At 73.7% G+C, this 19,085-nt stretch carries 12 protein-coding genes; 8 read left to right on the top strand and 4 right to left on the bottom strand.

Annotated features, from left to right (window positions below):
• Positions 1-1,080 (bottom strand): C39 family peptidase, encoded by a 1,080-nt coding sequence (locus tag AB0I67_RS35810; protein ID WP_357933148.1) that lies wholly within the window; start codon positions 1,078-1,080, stop codon positions 1-3.
• Between the two features lie 122 nt (positions 1,081-1,202).
• On the opposite strand from AB0I67_RS35810, the gene AB0I67_RS35805 reads away from it, so the two are divergent.
• Both AB0I67_RS35805 and AB0I67_RS35800 read left to right on the top strand, forming a co-directional pair.
• Positions 1,203-2,534 carry an SWIM zinc finger family protein gene (locus AB0I67_RS35805; protein ID WP_357933145.1) on the top strand — a complete coding sequence of 444 codons (1,332 nt, stop codon included), beginning with the start codon at positions 1,203-1,205 and terminating at the stop codon, positions 2,532-2,534.
• On the top strand, positions 2,531-5,503 hold the full coding sequence (locus AB0I67_RS35800) for a DUF6493 family protein (protein ID WP_357933143.1): 2,973 nt from the start codon (positions 2,531-2,533) through the stop codon (positions 5,501-5,503). Before AB0I67_RS35805 ends, AB0I67_RS35800 begins: the two co-directional genes overlap by 4 nt.
• A 277-nt stretch (positions 5,504-5,780) precedes the next feature.
• Here the strand turns inward: AB0I67_RS35800 and AB0I67_RS35795 are convergent, their stop codons facing one another.
• A complete protein-coding gene (locus AB0I67_RS35795; RefSeq protein ID WP_357933141.1) occupies positions 5,781-6,905 on the bottom strand; it encodes a DUF5925 domain-containing protein in 1,125 nt (374 codons plus the stop codon).
• A gap of 77 nt (positions 6,906-6,982) precedes the next feature.
• On the opposite strand from AB0I67_RS35795, the gene AB0I67_RS35790 reads away from it, so the two are divergent.
• Positions 6,983-8,152 carry an amidohydrolase gene (locus AB0I67_RS35790; RefSeq protein WP_357933138.1) on the top strand — a complete coding sequence of 390 codons (1,170 nt, stop codon included), beginning with the start codon at positions 6,983-6,985 and terminating at the stop codon, positions 8,150-8,152.
• A gap of 94 nt (positions 8,153-8,246) precedes the next feature.
• On the opposite strand, the gene AB0I67_RS35785 is transcribed toward AB0I67_RS35790, so the two are convergent.
• Positions 8,247-9,932 (bottom strand): serine/threonine-protein kinase, encoded by a 1,686-nt coding sequence (locus tag AB0I67_RS35785; RefSeq protein WP_357933135.1) that lies wholly within the window; start codon positions 9,930-9,932, stop codon positions 8,247-8,249.
• A gap of 159 nt (positions 9,933-10,091) precedes the next feature.
• Between AB0I67_RS35785 and AB0I67_RS35780 the strand changes: the two genes are divergently transcribed.
• Genes AB0I67_RS35780 through scpA form a run of 5 tightly spaced genes read left to right on the top strand, consistent with a single transcriptional unit; the run spans position 10,092 to position 18,721 of the window.
• Entirely contained in the window at positions 10,092-11,957 is a 1,866-nt protein-coding gene (locus AB0I67_RS35780) for a potassium transporter TrkA (protein WP_357933132.1), read from the top strand.
• A gap of 60 nt (positions 11,958-12,017) precedes the next feature.
• Complete coding sequence (gene mtnA, locus AB0I67_RS35775) at positions 12,018-12,950, top strand: S-methyl-5-thioribose-1-phosphate isomerase (RefSeq protein ID WP_357933129.1); 933 nt, start codon at positions 12,018-12,020, stop codon at positions 12,948-12,950.
• 55 nt (positions 12,951-13,005) lie between these two features.
• Positions 13,006-14,817, top strand: coding sequence for a peptidoglycan-binding protein (locus AB0I67_RS35770; RefSeq protein WP_357933126.1), 1,812 nt, complete (start codon positions 13,006-13,008; stop codon positions 14,815-14,817).
• 44 nt (positions 14,818-14,861) lie between these two features.
• Entirely contained in the window at positions 14,862-16,592 is a 1,731-nt protein-coding gene (locus AB0I67_RS35765) for a methylmalonyl-CoA mutase subunit beta (RefSeq protein ID WP_357933123.1), read from the top strand.
• Positions 16,589-18,721, top strand: coding sequence for a methylmalonyl-CoA mutase (gene scpA, locus AB0I67_RS35760; RefSeq protein ID WP_357933120.1), 2,133 nt, complete (start codon positions 16,589-16,591; stop codon positions 18,719-18,721). The genes AB0I67_RS35765 and scpA overlap by 4 nt, the downstream gene beginning before the upstream one ends.
• Here scpA and AB0I67_RS35755 read toward each other — a convergent pair.
• Positions 18,657-18,998 (bottom strand): hypothetical protein, encoded by a 342-nt coding sequence (locus AB0I67_RS35755; RefSeq protein WP_357933117.1) that lies wholly within the window; start codon positions 18,996-18,998, stop codon positions 18,657-18,659. The genes scpA and AB0I67_RS35755 overlap by 65 nt on opposite strands.
• Between the last annotated feature and the right edge of the window lie 87 nt (positions 18,999-19,085).

The following is a 19,085-nucleotide window of genomic DNA, read 5'->3' as shown; positions in this document are numbered from 1 at the left end:
TCACCAGCCGTGGGGGAGAGGGACGCCGGGAGGGTGGAGGACGTAGACGATGCCGCCGCTGCCCGAGCTTCTTAGCCAGACGTTCTCGAAAGCTGCCCGGGGATAGACGCGTCTCACCCCGGAGTCGGCGGGCGCGGCCGGATCGTGGGCGACCACGTCGCCGTCCGGCGTGAAGCCGGCGACGACCATGATGTGGCCGCCGGTGGAGTAGCCCGCGCCGGGCAGCTCGTGCTCCTTGAACGACTGCGAGGTGATCACCGGGATGCCGGCGGCGATGAAGTGCTCGAGCTCGGCCAGCGAGGCCAGCCGGGTCACGAAGCCGGTCAGGCCGTAGCGGCCGGCGTAGGCGACGCTGAAGGGCCAGTTGCCGGTGCCCTGGTAGCTGTGGTCGTACATGCCGGCCGCCGCGTGGTCGACCAGCGGGCACGGGTCGTCCTCGCCGACCCACGCCAGCTCCTCGGGGCCGGGGCCGTGCTTCCAGTAGGCCATGACCATCGCGACCGAGGCCGGGCTGCACCAGTTCTGGCCGCCGCCGTCCCACTGCGGGTGATGGCCGGTGTGCGCCTTCTGCGAGTAGGCGGGCAGGTCGAGCACGACGCCGCGGGCCGGCCCAGGCTCGCTGACCGGAACCCCGGCCCGGGGCGGCACGGCCGAGGCGAGCACGGTGACCCGCTCGACCTGTGCGCCGGAACCGTGGGTGGTCACCCGCAGCCGGTAGGCGGTCACCGGGACCGCGGCCACGAAGGTGTCGACCGCCACGTCGCCGTCGGCGTCGCCCTGGCCGGGCACCGAGGTGCGGTGGATGTCGCCGTCGTGCTCGGCCCAGCGGCCCATCACGTACCACCGGCTCCAGCGCTCGGCGCACACCTGCAGCTCGACCTCCAGCCAGGAGCCGGGCGGCGTGCGCGCGATCCAGGTGACGATCAGCTCGGTCGCCGGGAAGCCGATCTCGCGGACGGGACCGGTCCGGCGCTCGTACGGCCAGAGCGCGGAGCCGTCGCCGAACGGGTCCGCGTACGCGGCGCTGCCGCGTTCGGCGGGCCCGGCCAGGTCGTGGCGGTGCAGGGCGACGGGGAACACCCGCCAGATTCTGCTATCCGGGCAGGTCCCGGGGCATCGGACGGTTTACGTACTCCGGCCGGGGCGTGCCGGGCGATCCCCCGGGGAGGATTTTGTCGGAGCTGATCTCTACCGTCCCGGACATGACCAACGCGGTACAGGCGTATTCCTACGCCGGCCCCTCCACGCTCGACGGCAGCGGCCTCGGCCTGTCCACCTCCGGCGGCCGGGCGCTGTCCGGCCCCGCCGCCCACCCGCGCTTCTTCAGCGGCCTGATCACCCAGGCGGCCCCGGCGGCGGCCGCGATGCTCGGCCTGTCCGAGGTCGCGATGACCCGCTACCACCAGCCCCGCCCCGGCTGGACCCGCGACCCCGTCGTCACCTGCGACGGCGCCCGGCTGCGGCTGGAGTCCTTCTCCGCCTGCGGCGGCGTCTACGCCCGCCTCGACCTCGACGCCCTCGACGGCGAGGTGCTCGACCGCGGCACCACCAACGTCGACATCAACGGCCCGCTGCGCGAGGCCCTGGCGCGCGTCGGCGGACGCGACCCGCTCCACCTGGGCGTCGGCCCCGACGAGATGGCCGTCACCACCCTCGACGGCGCGGTCATCGAGAAGAAGGTGCCGCTGCCCGACCGCTGGCTGCGCGGCTTCGCCGAGGTGCAGGTGCTGGCCGCCGGCTTCGACCTGCGCGCCGAACTGGCCGGGCCGCACGCCGTGCGCTTCCTGCGCGGCCTGCCGCGCAAGGCCGGCGCCTCGCTCTGGCTCGCGCCCACCGGCCGCGACCTGCGCCCGGTCGGCCAGGGCGCGCGCGGCGCGGTCTGCCTGTCCGGCGTGGGCCGGCTCAAGACCCTCCACCCGCTGCTGCGCTTCGCCAAGACGCTGCGCGTGTACGGCCCGCCCGCGCCCCGCCCGGAGGAGGCCTCGGCCTGGGAGCTGGAACTTCCCGGCATGCGCTACACCCTGGTGCTGTCGCCCGAGGCGTGGCGCGGCTTCTCCGGCGAGGGCGCGGTCCTCGACGACCTGGCCACCGACGAGGCCGGCGCCGACGCCGACGTGCTCGGCATGCTCCTCAACTACGAGCCGGCCGTCGAGCTCGGCCTGCTCGCCGAACGCTCCGGCCTGGCGCTGCCCCGCGTGCGCGCCGCCCTCACCCAGCTCGGCACCTCCGGCCGCGTCGGCTACGACCTGCACGAGGCCGCCCACTTCCACCGCGAGCTGCCCTACGACCGCGACCGCGTGGCCGAGCTCAACCCCCGGCTGTCGGCCGCCCGCCGCCTCGTCGAGGCCGGCGCGGTACGGCTGTCGCCGGGGCAGGCCCGGGTCACCACCGACGGCGGCATCCGCGAGGTGGGCCTGGCCGACGGCTCCTGCACCTGCCCCTGGTGGTGGGACCACCGGGGCTCGCGCGGCCCCTGCAAGCACGTGCTCGCCGCCCGCATCGCCGCCCGCCAGACGGTGGAGGTGTCCCTGTGACCACCGCGCCCGAAGCGGCAACCGCGTGGGAGCGGGTGCGCGCGGCCATCGACGCCGGGGACCCCGGCCTGGTCGCCGACGTGGTGACGACCCTGGACGAGGCCGGCCGCAAGCAGGTCGCCGCCGAACTGCCCGGCTACCTCCCCGTCGCCCGGCAGGCGGCCAACGAGCGGCACCGCCTCGCGTGGGAGGCCAAGGAGAAGGCCGACGAGGAGGCGCGGCAGGCGTTCGTGGCCGCGCTGATCGCCCAGGGCTGGGGCGCGCACGAAGCCCACCACGCCTGGTGGACCTCCGACGAGCACTCGCGGCGCTACGACAGCGACCTCCCGCGCTCCGACGTCTGGGTCGAGCCGATGCGCGTGGCCGGCGCGGCCACCCTGGGCGGCGCCGCGGCGGTCGCCACCTGGCTCTTCCGCCGCGACTACAACCTCTGGCGGCCGCAGCCCGAGACCGGGCCGCTCCTGCGCGCCATCGCCGCCCGCCCCGCCGACTGGCAGGCCGACCTGGCCGGCCGCCTGGCCCTGCGGCTGCGCGGCACCCGCTGGAACGACGACTCCGCCCACCTCGCCCTCCAGCTCCTGCGCCGCACCGGCACCCCGCCGCCCGACCACGAGCCCCTGGTCGTCGCCTGGGTCAGCCAGGCCACCGAGAGCCGGCACGACGGGCAGGCCTGGACGACTCCGCTCGAGAGCGGCGCCCTCGCCGGCGACCCGCTGCTCGACGCCCTGCTGCCCGCCTTCTTCACCGCCGAAGGCGTCGGCCGCGCCGCCCGGGACAGCGCGACCGCCTGGGCGGCCGAGCTCCACCGGCTGGCCGGCACCGGCCGGCTCGACCGCGCCCTGCTCCTGGACGGCTGCCTGAGCCGCTTCCTGCGCGGCGGCACCGGCAACGACCTGCGGGTCTTCGCCCGGTTGCACGACCTGCTCGACCCGAGCCCCGAGGAGGTCGCCGCGCGGCGGCGCGACTACCTCGCCCTGCTGCCCGCCGCCCCCGGACCCGTCGCCGACCTCGCCCTCACCCGGCTGCGCGGCGTCGGGCTGCCCGACCCTGCCGACTTCGCCGAGGCGGTCGAAGGGCTGCTGTTCCGGGCCGAGGCCAAGCTGGTCAAGGCCGGGCTCGGCTGGCTCGACCAGACCGCCCGCGCGGCCGGCGGCGACCTCGACCACCTCGCGCCCGCGCTGGGGTCCGCCTTCCTGTGCGAGTCGTACGAGGTGCGGTCACGGGCGGTACGGCTGGCCGTCCGGCACGCGGCCCGCTTCACGCCCCTGGGCGCCGACGCGGTGCGGTCGTCGGCCGAGGTCCTTCCGCCCGACCTGGCCGCTGAGATCGCCGGCGCCTTCGGCGAGGTGCAGGTGACCGCGCCGGAGGACGCCTTCGAGCCCGGCACCCTGCCCGCTGCCCCCGCCCCGGCCCCCGCCTTCCCCCCGCCCGCCGAACTGCCCCACCGTGGCGGGCTCGGCGGGATCGACCTGGAGCGGTGGCTCGACTGGTTCGTCCGCGAAGGCGCCCGGAGCGGTGGCAGCGGGCTGCCGGAACCCGAGCACGAGTACGACCGTCAGCGCTGGGCCGAGCTGTACGACCGGGAGGTGTGGGACCAGACGTCGGAGTGGGCCGAGGCCATGCTCCGCGAGGCCGCCACCCCCGGCCAGGAACCACCCCTCCCCGCCCCGGCCGCCCCTCCTCGCCCCGTCGGAGACCTGCGCCGCAGCTTCTTCGTCACCTCCACCGACCCCGCACCAGCCGACGACCCCGCCTCCGCCATCGAGGACGCCCTTGCTCCCCACGATGTTCCGGGCGTCCGCGCGGTCGTGGAGCTTGCCGGCGAATGGGGCGCGGAGGTGCGGCGCGGGCTGATGGAGGGGCTGGAGCAGATGACCGGCCGGCGGGAGCAGGAGCCGGAGCCGGCACGCGACCGGCTCCCGCGAGAGCGGAGCGTCTCCCGCCCCCACCTGATCATGCTCCGCCGGTGCGCCGAGGTCCACGCCGCCCTCAAGGCCGGCACGCTCCCGCCGTACCTCCTGGCCACCCCCACCCGCACGGACGGTCACCTGGACGCGGCCGAGCTGGTGACCCGGCTGGAGGACTCCGAGCGCACCGGCGTGGAGCCCCTCCCGCTGGACCTCCAGCAGGCCCTGCTCCGCCTGCCCCGCCAGGTCACCACCGAGGTGGCCGCCCGAGCCCGGGCCCTCACCTCGGACGCGGGCCGTACCCTGGCCGGCTGGCTGGACAAACGCCCCGAGCCGGTCGTCACCGTCGACTGGCAGATGGCGCACGGCTGGCCCCACCCGACCGCCCGGATCACCGCCCACTCCACCGGCCTGGACCTGGTGGACACGCTCCTGTCCGACCCGTCCACGTGGCGTGACCACTCCCACGGCCGGCACATGGAGTCCTGGCGCCTGGTGGCGCCCACCGAGCCCGACGTGATCGCCGCCTACCTCCTCCCGCACCTGGTCCACGTCTGGGAGCGGCCCTATGTCTTCCACACCCTCGTGGGTGAGCTGTTCGAGCTCGACGGCGTCCCCGGCGAGGTGACCGCCCTGATCGTGGCCTGGCTGCTGGCCGAACGCGCCATGTGGCGGGCGGCCGAACGGGGGACCGAACTGCTCCTCCAGGCCGCTGCCAGCGGCAAGTTCCCCGCGGCCGAGTGCGGCCGGCACCTCGCGCGGGTGCTGCGGGACAGCCCGCTCCGTCCCGTCGAGGCGCTGGCGACGCTGGAGGCCGCCGCCCGGCAGGGGGCTCACCGCGAGGTGTGGGAGCTGCTCACCGGCTTCCTGCCCGCCTACCTGCCCGGCGAGGGCGAACGCGTCCACTCCGGGCACACCCGCGTCCTGGAGTTCGCCGTCGAGGCGGCCGCCTGGGCCGGGGCCACCGGTGACCTCCCCGTGGTCGCCGCGGTGGCAGGCCGTAAGGGATCAAGCGGCTACATCCGAGCCGCCCGCCTCCTCCACACCCAGCTCACCACTTAACCACCCATCCACCTCCACCTGGCCACCCACCAACCCCCCGCCCCCGCCTCGTCGGCTAGCCGTCCACCCGCCTCCTGCACGCCCGTTCCCCCAGGCACGCAGGTCGCCCGCTGCCTGCCCAACCGGCTGTCCGGCCAGCCGCGCGCCCCCTTCCTGCACGCCGGGCCCCCGGCTGGCGGGCGCCGCCTCTAGGTGGTCGGGGAAGGGAGGGCGGGCAGCTCGCCGGTGGTCGGGAAGGGGGCTCGGGCGGCGCGTGGGTTGCCGGAAAGGAGGGGGGTCAGAGGTAGAAGCCGGTGGGTTCGCGCCCGGCGGCGGGGGCGATCTCCTGGTCGCCGCGGGCGGCGTAGAGCTCGGCCAGGGTGCCGCCGGGGTGCGGGGCGCCCAGCCAGGTGGTGGCCTCCTCCCGGGAGAGCTCACCGACCTCGACCTGAGCCAGGCACCGCCCAGGCCGGACGACGGCAGGGTGCAGGCGCGTGAGGTCCTCGTTGGTGGTGATCGCCACAAGGACGTCACGCCCCTGCCCCAGCAGCCCGTCGGTGAGGTTGAGCAGCCGGGAGAGCCCCTGCCCGGCCGCCGACTTGGCCCCGGCGCCGATGAGCTCGTCGCAGTCCTCCAGGACGAGCAGCCGCCAGTGCTCCTCGTCGTGACCGACCGCCACCCGCATCAGGTACCCGGGACTGGCGAACAGCCGCTCGGGGTCGAGCACGCAGTCGACCTGGCACCAGTCGCGCCACTCACGGGCGAGGGTGCGCAGCAGCGTGGTCTTGCCGGTGCCGGGCGGCCCGTGCAGCAGGAGCAGCCGCCCGGAGACGTTCTCGGGGCGGGCGGCCATCAGCCGGTCGAGCCGGGCTCGGGCCTGGGCGGGGTAGTTGGCGGCGATGGCCGACCACGGCTCGGCGGTGATCGGCTTCTCGCGGCGGTGGCCGCCGCTGTCGTCGGCCCACCAAAAGCCCATCGTCACGTGCTCGGTCTTGGGCGGCGGCTCCTCGGCGTCGGTGACCGTCTCCCGCAGGATCGCGTTCGCCAGCTCGTCGGTCGTGGCGGTGACGCTCACGGTGGCGGCGCGGTTGGAGTACAGGATCACGCGCAGGGTCCAGCCGTCGCCGGCCAGGAGCCGCGACACGGTGCCCTTCTCGACGGTGGCGGTCCGGATCACCTCGCCCTCGGCCGGGCGCAGGGGCGCGTCGGGGCGGACCCGTTCGAGGTCGCGCTCGCGGTAGCAGGGCTGTGCGCCGGAGGCGAACGGGGACAGCGCCATGGCGTCGATCAGGTCGACCGCGGAGTCGCTGTCGTCGAGCGTGACCATCATCGGCAGGTCGCCCACCACACCAGGGTCGGCGGGCAGCGCGGAGGGGGCGGGGCGCGGGTGGTGAGGGAAGGCGGCCTCCCGGAGGGTGGACATGCCCGCCATGATCCTCGCCGCCCGGCCGCACGTCCAAAGGATTTTGCCGATTAGCGGTATACCACTAATCTCGACCCATGGCTGATCTGCTGCTGCGCAACGCCCGCCCGTGGGGCGCCGACACCACCACCGACCTGTACATCCGCGACGGCGTGGTGGCCCCTCCGGACGAGGCGCCCGAGGGCGTCGCCACCGAGGACCTCGGCGGCAAGCTCCTGCTGCCCGGCTTCGTCGACGCCCACGCGCACGTCGACAAGACCATGTGGGGCGGCCCCTGGCTCCCGCACACCTCCGGCCCCGGCCTGATGGGCAAGATCATGGGCGGTGTCGAGCGCCGCGCCGAAGCGGGCATCCCGAGCGCCGACTACATCACCGCGCTGCTCACCAACATGATCGTCAGCGGCACCACGCACGTCCGCTCGCACGTCGACATCGACCCCTACCAGGGCCTGGCCGCCGTCGCGGCGGTCCGCGAGGCGGTCGAGCGGCTCGACGGCCGCATCACCATGGAGACCGTCGCCTTCCCGCAGACCGGCCTGCTGATCTCGCCCGGCACCGCCGAGCTGATGGACCAGGGCCTGGCCGAAGGCGTCGACCTGGTCGGCGGCATCGACCCCGCCGGGCTGGAGAACGACCCCGTCCGCCACCTCGACACCGTCTTCGGCCTCGCCGAGAAGCACGGCGTGGGGGTCGACATCCACCTGCACGACCGGGGCGACATGGGCATCTGGCAGTACAAGCTCATCCTGGAGCGCACCCGGGCGCTCGGCCTGGGCGGCAAGGTCACCATCTCGCACGGCTACTGCCTGGGCGAGGCCGCGCCTGCCGTACAGGACCAGATCATCGCGCAGCTCGCCGAGACCGGCGTGGGGCTGGCGACCGTCGCGCCGTCCATCTCGCTGCCGCTGGTCAAGCTGCGCGAGGCCGGGGTGCCGGTCGGCGCGGGCAACGACGGCGTGCGCGACCTGTGGAGCCCGTACGGCACCGGCGACATGCTGGAGCGCTCCCTCTTGCTGGCCCAGCGGGCCGGCTTCGTGCGGGACGAGGAGATCGAGATCGCCCTGGAGGCCGCGACGTACGGCGGAGCCCGCCTCACCGGCCGCTCCCACGGCTTCGCCCCCGGCGACACCGGCGACTTCGTCGCCGTCGACACCCGCAACGCCGCCGAGGCGGTCTGCGTGCGGCCGGTGCGCTCGCTCGTGGTCAAGGGCGGCCGTGTCGTGGCCCGCGACGGCGCCCTGGTCTGACCCGCCCTTTGCCGGGCCTCTCCGCTGGCGAAAGGGCCCCGGCCTCAGCGCAGGGGCCCGGTCTCAGCGCAGGGGCCCGGCCTCAACGCCGGGGTTACTGCTTGCGCAGGTGACCGTTCCCGCTGCCGGCGATCGTGGTGAAGGCGTAGCCCATCGTCCGGTCGCCGGTCCTGGTCAGGGTGATGGTGGGGTGCACGCCGAGCATCTCGTAGCTCGCGCACACCCCGCCCATCCCGGTCAGCCGGAAGGTGAGCACCTCGCCCTCGATGTGCGTGAGCTCCAGGTCGCCCTTGCCGCAGCCGGGGTCGCTCTCGCCGTCGCCGGGCGAGATCCAGGAGCCGCGCTCCTTGCCGGCGGCCAGAATGACCGTCACGGGCTCGTCGTTGAACTCCTTGCCGTCGATGGCGGTGCCGTCGGTGGCGCCCTTCCAGGTGCCCGCGAAGGCCTGGGGGATGCGCAGGGCCTTGCCCGACTCGGGGCTCTCGTCGTCGGGGGTGGGCGTGCCGTCCGGGGCGGGGCTCTCCTCCGCCGGGGCCGCGCTCTTCCTGGCCGCCGCGGCGCTCTGCCCGGCGGTGACGGTCGGCTTGACGGTGCCGCCGTCGCCGAGGCCGGGGCCCAGGGTCAGCCACAGCGCCCCGCCGGTCACCGCGAGCGCCAGCGCGCCCGCGACCAGCCCCACGGTCAGGCCGCGCCGCGACCTCGGCCGCCCTCCGGCAGGCGGATGCGTCGTGACCGCCGGGTGGCCGGGGCCGGTGACGTGCGGCCCTGACCCTCCGCCCGGCTGCCCGCCGTACCCGAAACCCGGCCCGGAACCAGGTCCGTAGCCCGGCCCGGAACCAGGCCCGTAGTCCGGCCGGAAGCCAGGTCCGGAGCCTGATCCATAGGCGGGCCCGGAGTCAGGTCCGAGGCCCGACCCAGGGCCGGAACCGGCCGACCCGCCCCCGGCCGTCGCGCCCGCCCCGCCGTTCTCCGCCACCGGCACGGCGGTGGCATTGGGGTTGACCAGAGTGACCATGAGATCACGCGCCGACGGCCGCCGCCCCGGGTCCTTGGACAGGGCCGCCCCGATGATCCCCCGCAGCCGCACCGGCAGCGCCGACAGGTCCGGCTCGGCGTACAGCACCCGGTGCATCACCGCCGGTACCGTGTCCGCGCCGAACGGGCTGTGCCCGGTGGCCGCGCACACCACGGTCGCCGCCCACGCGAAGACGTCGGAGGCCGGCGAGGCGGGCGAGCCGGAGATCTGCTCGGGGGCGAGGTAGGCGGGCGTGCCGATGAGTCCCGAGGTCATGGTCGCCGCCCCCTCGGCCCGGGCGATGCCGAAGTCCACGACCCGCGGCCCGTCCGGGCCGAGCAGCACGTTGCCGGGCTTGAAGTCCCGGTGCACCACCCCAGCGGAGTGGATCGCCGCCAGCGCGGTGGCCGTGCCGATCGCCAGCCGCTCCAGTTCGCCGCCGCGCAGCGGGCCGCGCTCGTGCAGCCGCTGGGCCAGCGAGGGCCCGTCCACGAACTCGCTGACCACCCACGGCGTCGGCCCGTCCACCGAGGCGTCCAGGACGCGGGCCGTACAGAAGGAAGCGATGCTTTCCAGAGCCTGAAGTTCGCGCCCCAGCCGGGCCCGGGTCTCCCGGTCGCCACGGCTGAGCATCTTGACCGCGACGCGCTCGCCGGAGGCGTCGAAACCCAGGTAGACCACGCCCTGGCCGCCCTCGCCGAGCCGGCCCGCCAAGCGGTACGGTCCGAGCTGTTGCGGGTCGTCCGGTTCCAGGGGGAAAACCATGGGGACACGCTACACGCCGAAATTGTCGTGATCGTGGCCTATCGTCAGTCGCCGTGCCGGGCATCGGCACACCCCGGATCGCGCGAGTCGGTGACGAAGCCCTTCATTCGTCATTTACCGTATTTTCCGGCAATGTTCCGCCCAACGGGAGGTAACGGGGTGACCAGGGCGACGTTCCGCCAGCGCGCTCGGTATTGGTTCGACAACACCATGGCCAAGGGCACGGGAGCGCTGATCGGCTGGCTCGCGCTCGTGTCGGTGGCGCTGGTGCTGGTCATGGGCGGGCTGGTGATCTGGCTGACGCCGGGCGAACCGGCACCGGACATGAACGCGGGCGAGGTGTTCTGGCTGGCCTTCATCCACGCCCTGAACCCGAGCAAGCTCGCCAGCGACAAGGGCTCCTTCGGCTTCATGGCCATCATGCTCGGCGGTTCGCTGGGCGGCCTGTTCATCGTCAGCATCCTCATCGGCCTGCTGTCCAACGGCATGAAGGCCAAGGTCGACCGGCTGCGCCGCGGCCGCTCCACCATCGTCGAGCGCGGCCACACCGTCGTCCTCGGCTGGTCCGACCAGGTGGCCACCATCGTCAGCGAGCTGGTCAAGGCCCAGGCCAGCCAGCGCGGCTCGGTCATCGCCATCCTCGCCGACCGCGACAAGCCGACCATGGAGGAGGAACTGCGCGAACGGCTCGGCGACACCGGCAAGACCCGCATCGTCTGCCGCACCGGCCGGCCCACCGAGCCACGCGACCTCGCGCTCATGAACCTCGACGCCGCGCGCTCGATCGTCGTCCTGTCGCCCGAGGGCGAGGACCCCGACGCGCACGTCATGAAGATCCTGCTCGCCCTCGCCAAGCGCGCCGGGCAGCACCCGCCGGTGGTCGCCGCGCTCGCCTCCGGCCGCAACCTCGCCGCCGCCCGCCTGGCCGGCGGCCCCGCCGTCCACCTGGTGGACTCCGACGACACCGCCTCGCGGCTGATCGTGCAGTCCTCGCGTCAGTCCGGCATGTCGGTCGTCTGCATGGACCTGCTCAACTTCGACGACGGCGAGATCTACCTGCGCCGCGAGCCCGCCCTGACCGGCCGCACGTACGGCGAGGCCCTCCAGGCCTACCGCACCGCCACCGTCATGGGACTCAAGCGCGCCGCGGGCGTCGTGCTCAACCCGCCCTCCGACACCGTCATCGACGAGAGCGACCAGCTCATCCTGATCTGCCACGACGACTCGGTCATCCACCTGTCCGAGACCCGCCCGGCGGTCAACGAGGCGGCCATCACCAGCACCGAGCACCCGCGCCCCGAACCCGAGCGCACGCTCATCCTCAACTGGAACGGCCGCGCCGAGCAGATCATCCGCTACCTCGACGGCTACGTCGCCCCCGGCTCGCTCCTGGAGATCGCCACCGACCACCCCGACGCCGGCACCGGCGTCCCGCCCGTCGGCAACCTCACCGTCAACGTCAAGGACTGCGACACCACCGACCGCTTCGCCCTCGAAGCGCTCGGCATCGGCCTGTTCGACCACATCATCGTGCTCTCCGACGACCGCTACAGCGCCGACCACGCCGACACCCGCACCCTCATGACCCTGCTGCAGCTCAGGGACATGCAGAGCTCGTACGGCCAGCGGTACTCGATCGTCAGCGAGATGCACGACGAGAACAACCGCGCCCTGGCCGAGGTCACCGAAGCCGACGACATCGTCATCAGCGACACCGTCATCGGCCTGCTCCTGGCCCAGCTCGCCGAGAACCGGCACCTGGCCGACGTCTTCGCCTACCTCTTCGACTCGCGCGGCTCCGAGATCTACCCCCGCCCGGCCGGCGACTACGTCCAGCCCGGCGTCGAGGTGGACTTCGCCACCGTCGTGGAGTCGGCCCGGCGGCGCGGCGAGACCGCCATCGGCTACCGCCTGGCGGCCTACGTCAACAACCCGCCGCACTACGGCATCGTGCTCAACCCGGCCAAGGACAAGCGCCTGTCGCTCAGCCGCCGCGACTCGGTGATCGTCCTCGCCGAACGCTGACCCGCGCCAGGGACCCGCCCGGGGCGCACCCGGCACGGCGGCTGAGCTACCGTGCCGGGTATGCGGACCATCGACTGGGTCGACGGCGCCATCGAGCTCGTCGACCAGACGCTGCTGCCCGGCCGCCTCACCGTCCTGCGGATCACCACCGTCGACGACCTCATCGACGCCATCCGCCGCCTCGCCGTGCGCGGCGCCCCCGCCCTGGGCGTCGCCGGCGCCCTCGGCGTCGTCCTGGCGCGCGGCGACCACGACCAGATCGCCAGGCTGCGCGCCGCCCGCCCCACCGCCGTCAACCTCGCCTGGGGCGTCGACCGCGTCCTGGCCGACCCCGGCGACCCCCTGACCGCCGCGCTCCGCCTGCGCGACGAGGACATCGCCGCCTGCCACGCCATGGGCGAGCGCGGCGCCGACCTGCTCACCGCCGCCGCCGACCGGCCGCTGCGCGTCATGACCATCTGCAACACCGGCGGACTGGCCGCCGTCGAGCGCGGCACCGCCCTGGGCGTCGTCCAGACCCTGCACGAGCGCGGCCGGCTCGCCGAGGTGCTCGCCCTGGAGACCCGGCCGCTCCTGCAAGGGGCCAGGCTCACCGCCTGGGAGCTCGACCGGATGGGCGCGCCGTATCGGCTGATCGCCGACTCCGCCGGGCCGTACCTGCTGACCACGGGCGTGGACGCGGTCCTCATCGGCGCCGACCGCATCGCCGCCAACGGCGACACCGCCAACAAGATCGGCTCCTACTCGCTCGCCCTCGGCGCCCGCCGCGCCGGCGTCCCCTTCTACGTCGTCGCCCCCGAGAGCACCGTCGACCCCGCCACCCCCTCCGGCGCCGCCATCCGCATCGAGGACCGCGACCCCGCCGAGCTCCTCTCCCTCCAGGGCGTACGGCTCGCGCCCGGGAGCGCCGCGGCCCTCAACCCCGCCTTCGACGTCACCCCGCACGACCTGATCACCGCAATCATCACCGAACAGCGTCTGATCAGGCCTTAGACCGATTCCGTCAAAACCCGGGCCCGGTGCGTGTGCATCTGACTACTCTCAGCACATGGCCATTGACCTGGTGTTAAGGGGAGAATGGGACGCCCGCCCCCCGTCGGGCGAGTACACCCAGCTCGACTCCACCCGCGGCGTGAAGGTGCACTACACCGGCGGCCACGTCGCCCCCGCCATCCTCCGTGACCACGACGGCTGCATAGCCCTGGTCCGCTCCATCCAGAACCACCACATGGACGCCAACGGCTGGATGGACGTCGGCTACTGCGTGGACGAGGAGACGGAGATCCTCACGCAGGACGGCTGGAAGAACCACCGGACGCTGCGGGCCGGAGACCCGGTGCTCACCCTCGACCACGAGACCGGGGCGTCGCGGTGGCAGCCGGTGCTCGAAGTCTGCGTCTTCCCGGCGAAGCCGCGCGAGATGATCCTGATGGAGGGCGTCTGCCACTCCTCGCTCACCACACCCCAGCACCGCTGGCCGGTCGAGCGGATGCGCCGGCGCTCCAGCGGGGGCCCGGTCCGTGATCTGGTCTCCTACGAGCGGCTCTGGGCGACGACCGAGACGCTCGGCTACTGGGACCGCATCCCGATCGCGGCGCCCTGCGCGGACCTGCCTCAGGAGCCGAAGTGGTCCGACGCCTTCGTGGAACTGGCCGCCTGGTTCTGGACCGAGGGCCACATCAGGCCGGTTCGCTCGGGCGAGCGCCAGTCGGGCGTCGTGCTCTACCAGTCGCTGAAGAACGCGTCGAACGTGAGCCGGATCCGGGCCGCGCTCACCGCGGTCTTCGGCGCGCCCGTCGACGCCTTCCCGCGCACCGGCGGCCGGACCGACGGGGTGCCCAGGTGGCGCGAGTCGATCAACCGCCACCTGGCCGAGTTCCACCTGTCCGCCGACGCGGGACGGCGGCTGCTGGAGGTCGCCCCGGACCGGGTGCCCACCCACCCCTTCCTGCTCTCCCTGACGCGTGCCCAGTTGTCGCTGTTCATCGAGACCTCCCTGGCCGCCGACAACGCCGGTCAGGGGGCGCTCGCGCAGAAGAACCGGGCGGCGGCCGAGGCGTTCATGTTCGCCGTCGTGCTCGCCGGTCAGGCGGCGTCGCTCCGCCGCCGGCCACCCACCGCCTCGTGCAAGACCGACACGTGGCACGTCAACATGCGCACGCAGGCCTACTTCAATCCGAGGTCGGCGGCTCAGAAGGCTTCCACGTTCACGATCAGCCGCCAGATGTACGACGGCGAGATCTGGTGCCCGCGTACCGAGGACCAGTCGTGGCTGGCCAGACGCGACGGCACGGTCTACTTCACCGGGAACACCTATCTGGCCTGTCCGCACCGGATGGTCTTCGAGGGGCGGGGGCTGCATCATCTGCCGGCCGCGAACGGGGCCGGGTTGAACGCGGCGCACTACGCGGTGCTCGGGCTGGTGGGGAACTCGGGGCTGGTGCAGCCGCCGGACGGGGTGCTGCACGGGATCCGGGACGCGATCGAGTTCCTGCGCAGCCACGGGCACGCGGGCAACGAGATCAAGGGGCATCGGGACGGGTTCAACACCGACTGCCCGGGCGATGCGCTGTACGCGTGGGTGCGGCGCGGGGCGCCACGGCCGGGGACCGGCGGGGGAGAGGGGGCGCCGCCGTTCCCGGGGCGGCTGCTGAAGTTCCCGCCGGTGATGCGCGGGCAGGACGTGCGGACCTGGCAGGCGCAGATGCGCAGGCGAGGCTGGAACATCAAGGTGGACGGCCTGTTCGGGCCCGACTCGCGCGACGTCGCGCGCCGGTTCCAGCGCAACATGGGCATCGCCGACGACGGCGTCGTCGGGCCCGAGACGTGGCGGCTGGCGTGGGAGTCGCCGCTCCCGTGACCCCGGATTAATCTTCTGCTGGGAATCGGCCTACCATCCGAAGCATGGAACTGGCGTCGGACTTCCCTCCCTCGACGCGCGACGACTGGCGCGCGATGGCCCTGGCCGTGTTGCGCAAGTCCGGCGCGGACGTCGCCGATCCCGAGGCCCACCTGGCCGTCGCCACCTACGACGGGGTCGAGGTGGCCCCGCTGTACGACGCGGGCGACTTGGCCGGGGCGACCGGGCTGCGGCCGGGCGGGCGCGGCTGGGACGTCCGGCAGCGGCACGCCGTCCCCGACCCGGAAGCGGTCCTGGGCGACCTGGAGAACGGCGTCACCTCGCTCTGGCTGGCGCTCGCGCCGCAGGACCTGCCCGCGGTGCTCAAGGACGTCTACCTCGACCTCGCGCCGGTCGTCCTGGAGGCGGGGGAGCGCACCGGCGAGGCGGCCGAGGTCCTGTTCGGGCTGGCCGCCGAGCGCGGCGTGCGGCTGTCCGGCAACCTGGGCGCGTCCGGTACGGCAGGCGGCACCCCCGAGCTGGCCAGGCGCTGCCTCGACGAGCACCCCGGCCTGCGCGCGGTGGTCGTGGACGCCACGCCGTACCACGACCAGGGCGCCGGCGACGTGGAGGAGCTCGGCTGCTCCCTGGCGCTCGGCGTCGCGGCGCTGCGCGCGCTGACCGAGGGCGGGCTGAGCGTCTCCGAGGCGCTGGGGCAGCTCGAGTTCCGGTACGCCGCCACCGCCGAGCAGTTCGCGACCATCGCCAAGCTGCGCGCCGCCCGCCGGCTGTGGGCGCGGGTGGCGCAGGTGTGCGGCGGGCCGGGGGAGCAGCTCCAGCACGCGGTGACCTCCTCGGCCATGATGACGCGGCGCGACCCCTGGGTGAACATGCTGCGCACCACGCTGGCCTGCTTCGGCGCCGGGGTCGGCGGGGCCGACTCGGTGACCGTGCAGCCGTTCGACGCCGCCCTCGGGCTGCCGGACGGCTTCTCGCGGCGGATCGCGCGCAACACGCAGGTGCTCCTGCTGGAGGAGTCGTCGCTCGGCCGGGTCGCCGACGCGGCGGGCGGGTCCTGGTACGTGGAACGGCTCACGCACGAGCTGGCGGTTCGGGGGTGGGAGTGGTTCCAGGAGATCGAGCGCGAGGGCGGGATCGAGCGGGCGGAGCCCCTGGTCTCGGACCGCATCGCGGGCACCCGAGCGCGGCGCGACGCCGACGTGGCCCACCGCCGCCGCCCGATCACCGGTGTGAGCGAGTTCCCCGACCTCGCCGAGAAGCCCGTCCGGGCGGGATCCCCCGGCGGCTCGGCGGGGGACCCCGCCGGCCCGATCGCCACCGGCTCCCCATCGGCGCCCCGGTCCGCGGGTGTGCTGCGGTACGCGCGGGAGTTCGAGGCGCTGCGTGACCTCGCCGACGCCCAGCCCGAGCGGCCCACGGTCTTCCTCGCCACCCTCGGCCCGGTCGCCGCCCACACCGCGCGCGCCGCCTTCGCCGCGAACCTGTTCGCCGCCGGCGGCATCGCCACCACGACCTCCGGCCCGCTGCTCGACCCGGCCGGGCTGGCCGCCGCCTTCACCGCCTCCGGCTGCGCCGTCGCCTGCCTGTGCGGCACCGACAAGCTGTACGGCGAGCACGCCGAAGCCGTCGCCAAGGCCCTGCGCGAGGCCGGCGCCCGGCGGGTCTGGCTGGCCGGCAAGGGCGGCTACGAGGGCGTCGACGCCACCCTCCACGCCGGGTGCGACGCCCTGGACGTGCTCCGTACCACCTTCGACGACCTGGGAGTGGCCCGATGATTCCCGACTTCTCCGGCATCTCCTTCAGCTCCGCGGAGACCGTCCCGGACGTCGCCGGCGAGCCCTGGGAGACGCCCGAGGGTATCGAGGTCAAGACCGTCTACACCGCCGGCGACCTCGACGGGCTGGACTTCCTGGCCACCTACCCGGGAGCTCCGCCGTACCTGCGGGGTCCCTATCCCACGATGTACGTCAACCAGCCCTGGACGGTCCGCCAGTACGCCGGCTTCTCCACCGCCGAGGAGTCGAACGCCTTCTACCGCCGCAACCTCGCCGCCGGGCAGAAGGGCCTGAGCGTCGCCTTCGACCTGGCCACGCACCGCGGCTACGACTCCGACCACCCGCGCGTCGCGGGCGACGTCGGCATGGCCGGGGTGGCGATCGACTCGATCTACGACATGCGCCAGCTCTTCGACGGCATCCCGCTCGACCGGATGAGCGTGTCGATGACCATGAACGGCGCGGTGCTGCCGATCCTGGCGCTGTACATCGTCGCGGCGGAGGAGCAGGGGGTGGCGCCGGAGCAGCTCGCGGGGACGATCCAGAACGACATCCTCAAGGAGTTCATGGTTCGCAACACCTACATCTATCCGCCCGCGCCCTCCATGCGCATCATCTCCGACATCTTCGCCTACACCAGTGCGAAGATGCCGAAGTTCAACTCCATCAGCATCTCCGGCTACCACATCCAGGAAGCCGGGGCGACCTGCGACCTCGAACTCGCCTACACCCTCGCCGACGGCGTCGAATACCTGCGCGCCGGTGTCGAAACCGGGCTGGACGTCGACGCCTTCGCGCCGCGGCTGTCGTTCTTCTGGTGCGTCGGCATGAACTTCTTCATGGAAGTCGCCAAACTCCGCGCCGCCCGCCTGCTCTGGGCGAAACTCGTCGCCGGATTCGGGGCCAAGAACCCCAAGTCGCTGTCGCTGCGCACGCACTGCCAGACCTCCGGCTGGTCTCTCACCGCCCAGGACGTCTTCAACAACGTCGCCCGCACCTGCGTCGAGGCCATGGCCGCCACCCAGGGCCACACGCAGTCCCTGCACACCAACGCCCTTGACGAGGCGCTCGCGCTGCCCAGCGACTTCTCCGCCCGCATCGCCCGCAACACCCAGCTCGTCCTGCAGCAGGAGTCGGGCACCACGCGGCCGATCGACCCCTGGGGCGGCAGCTACTACGTCGAACGCCTCACCCACGACCTCGCCGAGAAGGCCTGGGCGCACATCCAGGAGGTCGAGCAGGCCGGCGGCATGGCCCGCGCGATCGACGCCGGGCTGCCCAAGCTCCGCATCGAGGAGGCCGCCGCCCGCACCCAGGCCCGGATCGACTCCGGCCGCCAGCCGGTCATCGGCGTCAACAAGTACCGCCCCGACGCCGACGAGCCCATCGAAGTCCTCAAGGTCGACAACAGCGCCGTCCGCGCCCAGCAGCTCGACAAGCTGCGCCGCCTGCGCGCCGAACGCGACCCCCAGGCGGTCGCCGACGCCCTCGACGCCCTCACCAAGGGCGCCGCCGGCGACGACAACCTCCTCGACCTCGCCATCCGCGCCGCCCGCGCCAAGGCCACCGTGGGAGAGATCTCCGATGCCTTGGAGAAGGTGTACGGTCGGCATGCCGGGCAGATCCGTACCATCTCCGGGGTGTATCGCGACGAGGCAGGACCGGTGGAGAACATCGAGCGCGTACGGCAGGCCTGCGCCGCCTTCGAGGAGGCCGAGGGACGCCGGCCGCGCATCCTCGTGGCCAAGATGGGACAGGACGGGCACGACCGCGGGCAGAAGGTGATCGCCACCGCCTTCGCCGACCTCGGCTTCGACGTCGACGTCGGGCCGCTCTTCCAGACGCCCGAGGAGGTCGCCCGGCAGGCGGTCGAGGCCGACGTCCACATCGTCGGCGTCTCCACCCTCGCCGCGGGGCACCTCACGCTTGTGCCTGCGTTGCGGGCGGCGCTGGCTGAGCTGGACGCTTCGGAGGTGATGGTGGTCGTCGGCGGGGTCATCCCGCCTGCGGACTTCCCGGCCCTTCGGGCTGCCGGGGCCTCGGCGATCTTTCCTCCGGGGACGGTCATCGCTGAGGCGGCGCTGGGGTTGCTGGAGGAGTTGCGGGGGCGGTTGGGGCATCGGGGGTGACGCAGGGGGAGGTGGCGGCGAGATAGAGGTCGTCACCTTCGGCCCATCCCAGGGCGAGGGTGAAGGAGTCGGTGGTCGACTCGCCGCTGAGCTCGGGGTTGTCGCCGGTGCCCACCGCCGTGACGGTGTACCCGCGCTTGCGCCAGTGGGCTTGGACCTGGCGGGAGAGCTCCATGGTGCGTCCCTTCGGCACGTCCCGCAGCCAGTAGGCCCGGCTCATCACCACCCCGTCGTCGCCGTCCAGGCACGCGTTGGGCTCGACTGACGAGGCGATCATTTCGAGCCGGGGTGTCGGGGTAAGGGCGGCCGCTGTGTCGCGTACGAGGTGCTCGGCTCGGCTGATCGCCTGCTGCTGGCCCATCGG

The organism is Nonomuraea sp. NPDC050310 (assembly GCF_040655795.1).
Classification (GTDB): Bacteria; Actinomycetota; Actinomycetes; order Streptosporangiales; family Streptosporangiaceae; genus Nonomuraea.
The sequence above is the reverse complement of the archived record's forward strand: the minus strand, read 5'-3'. Positions and strand labels throughout refer to the sequence as shown.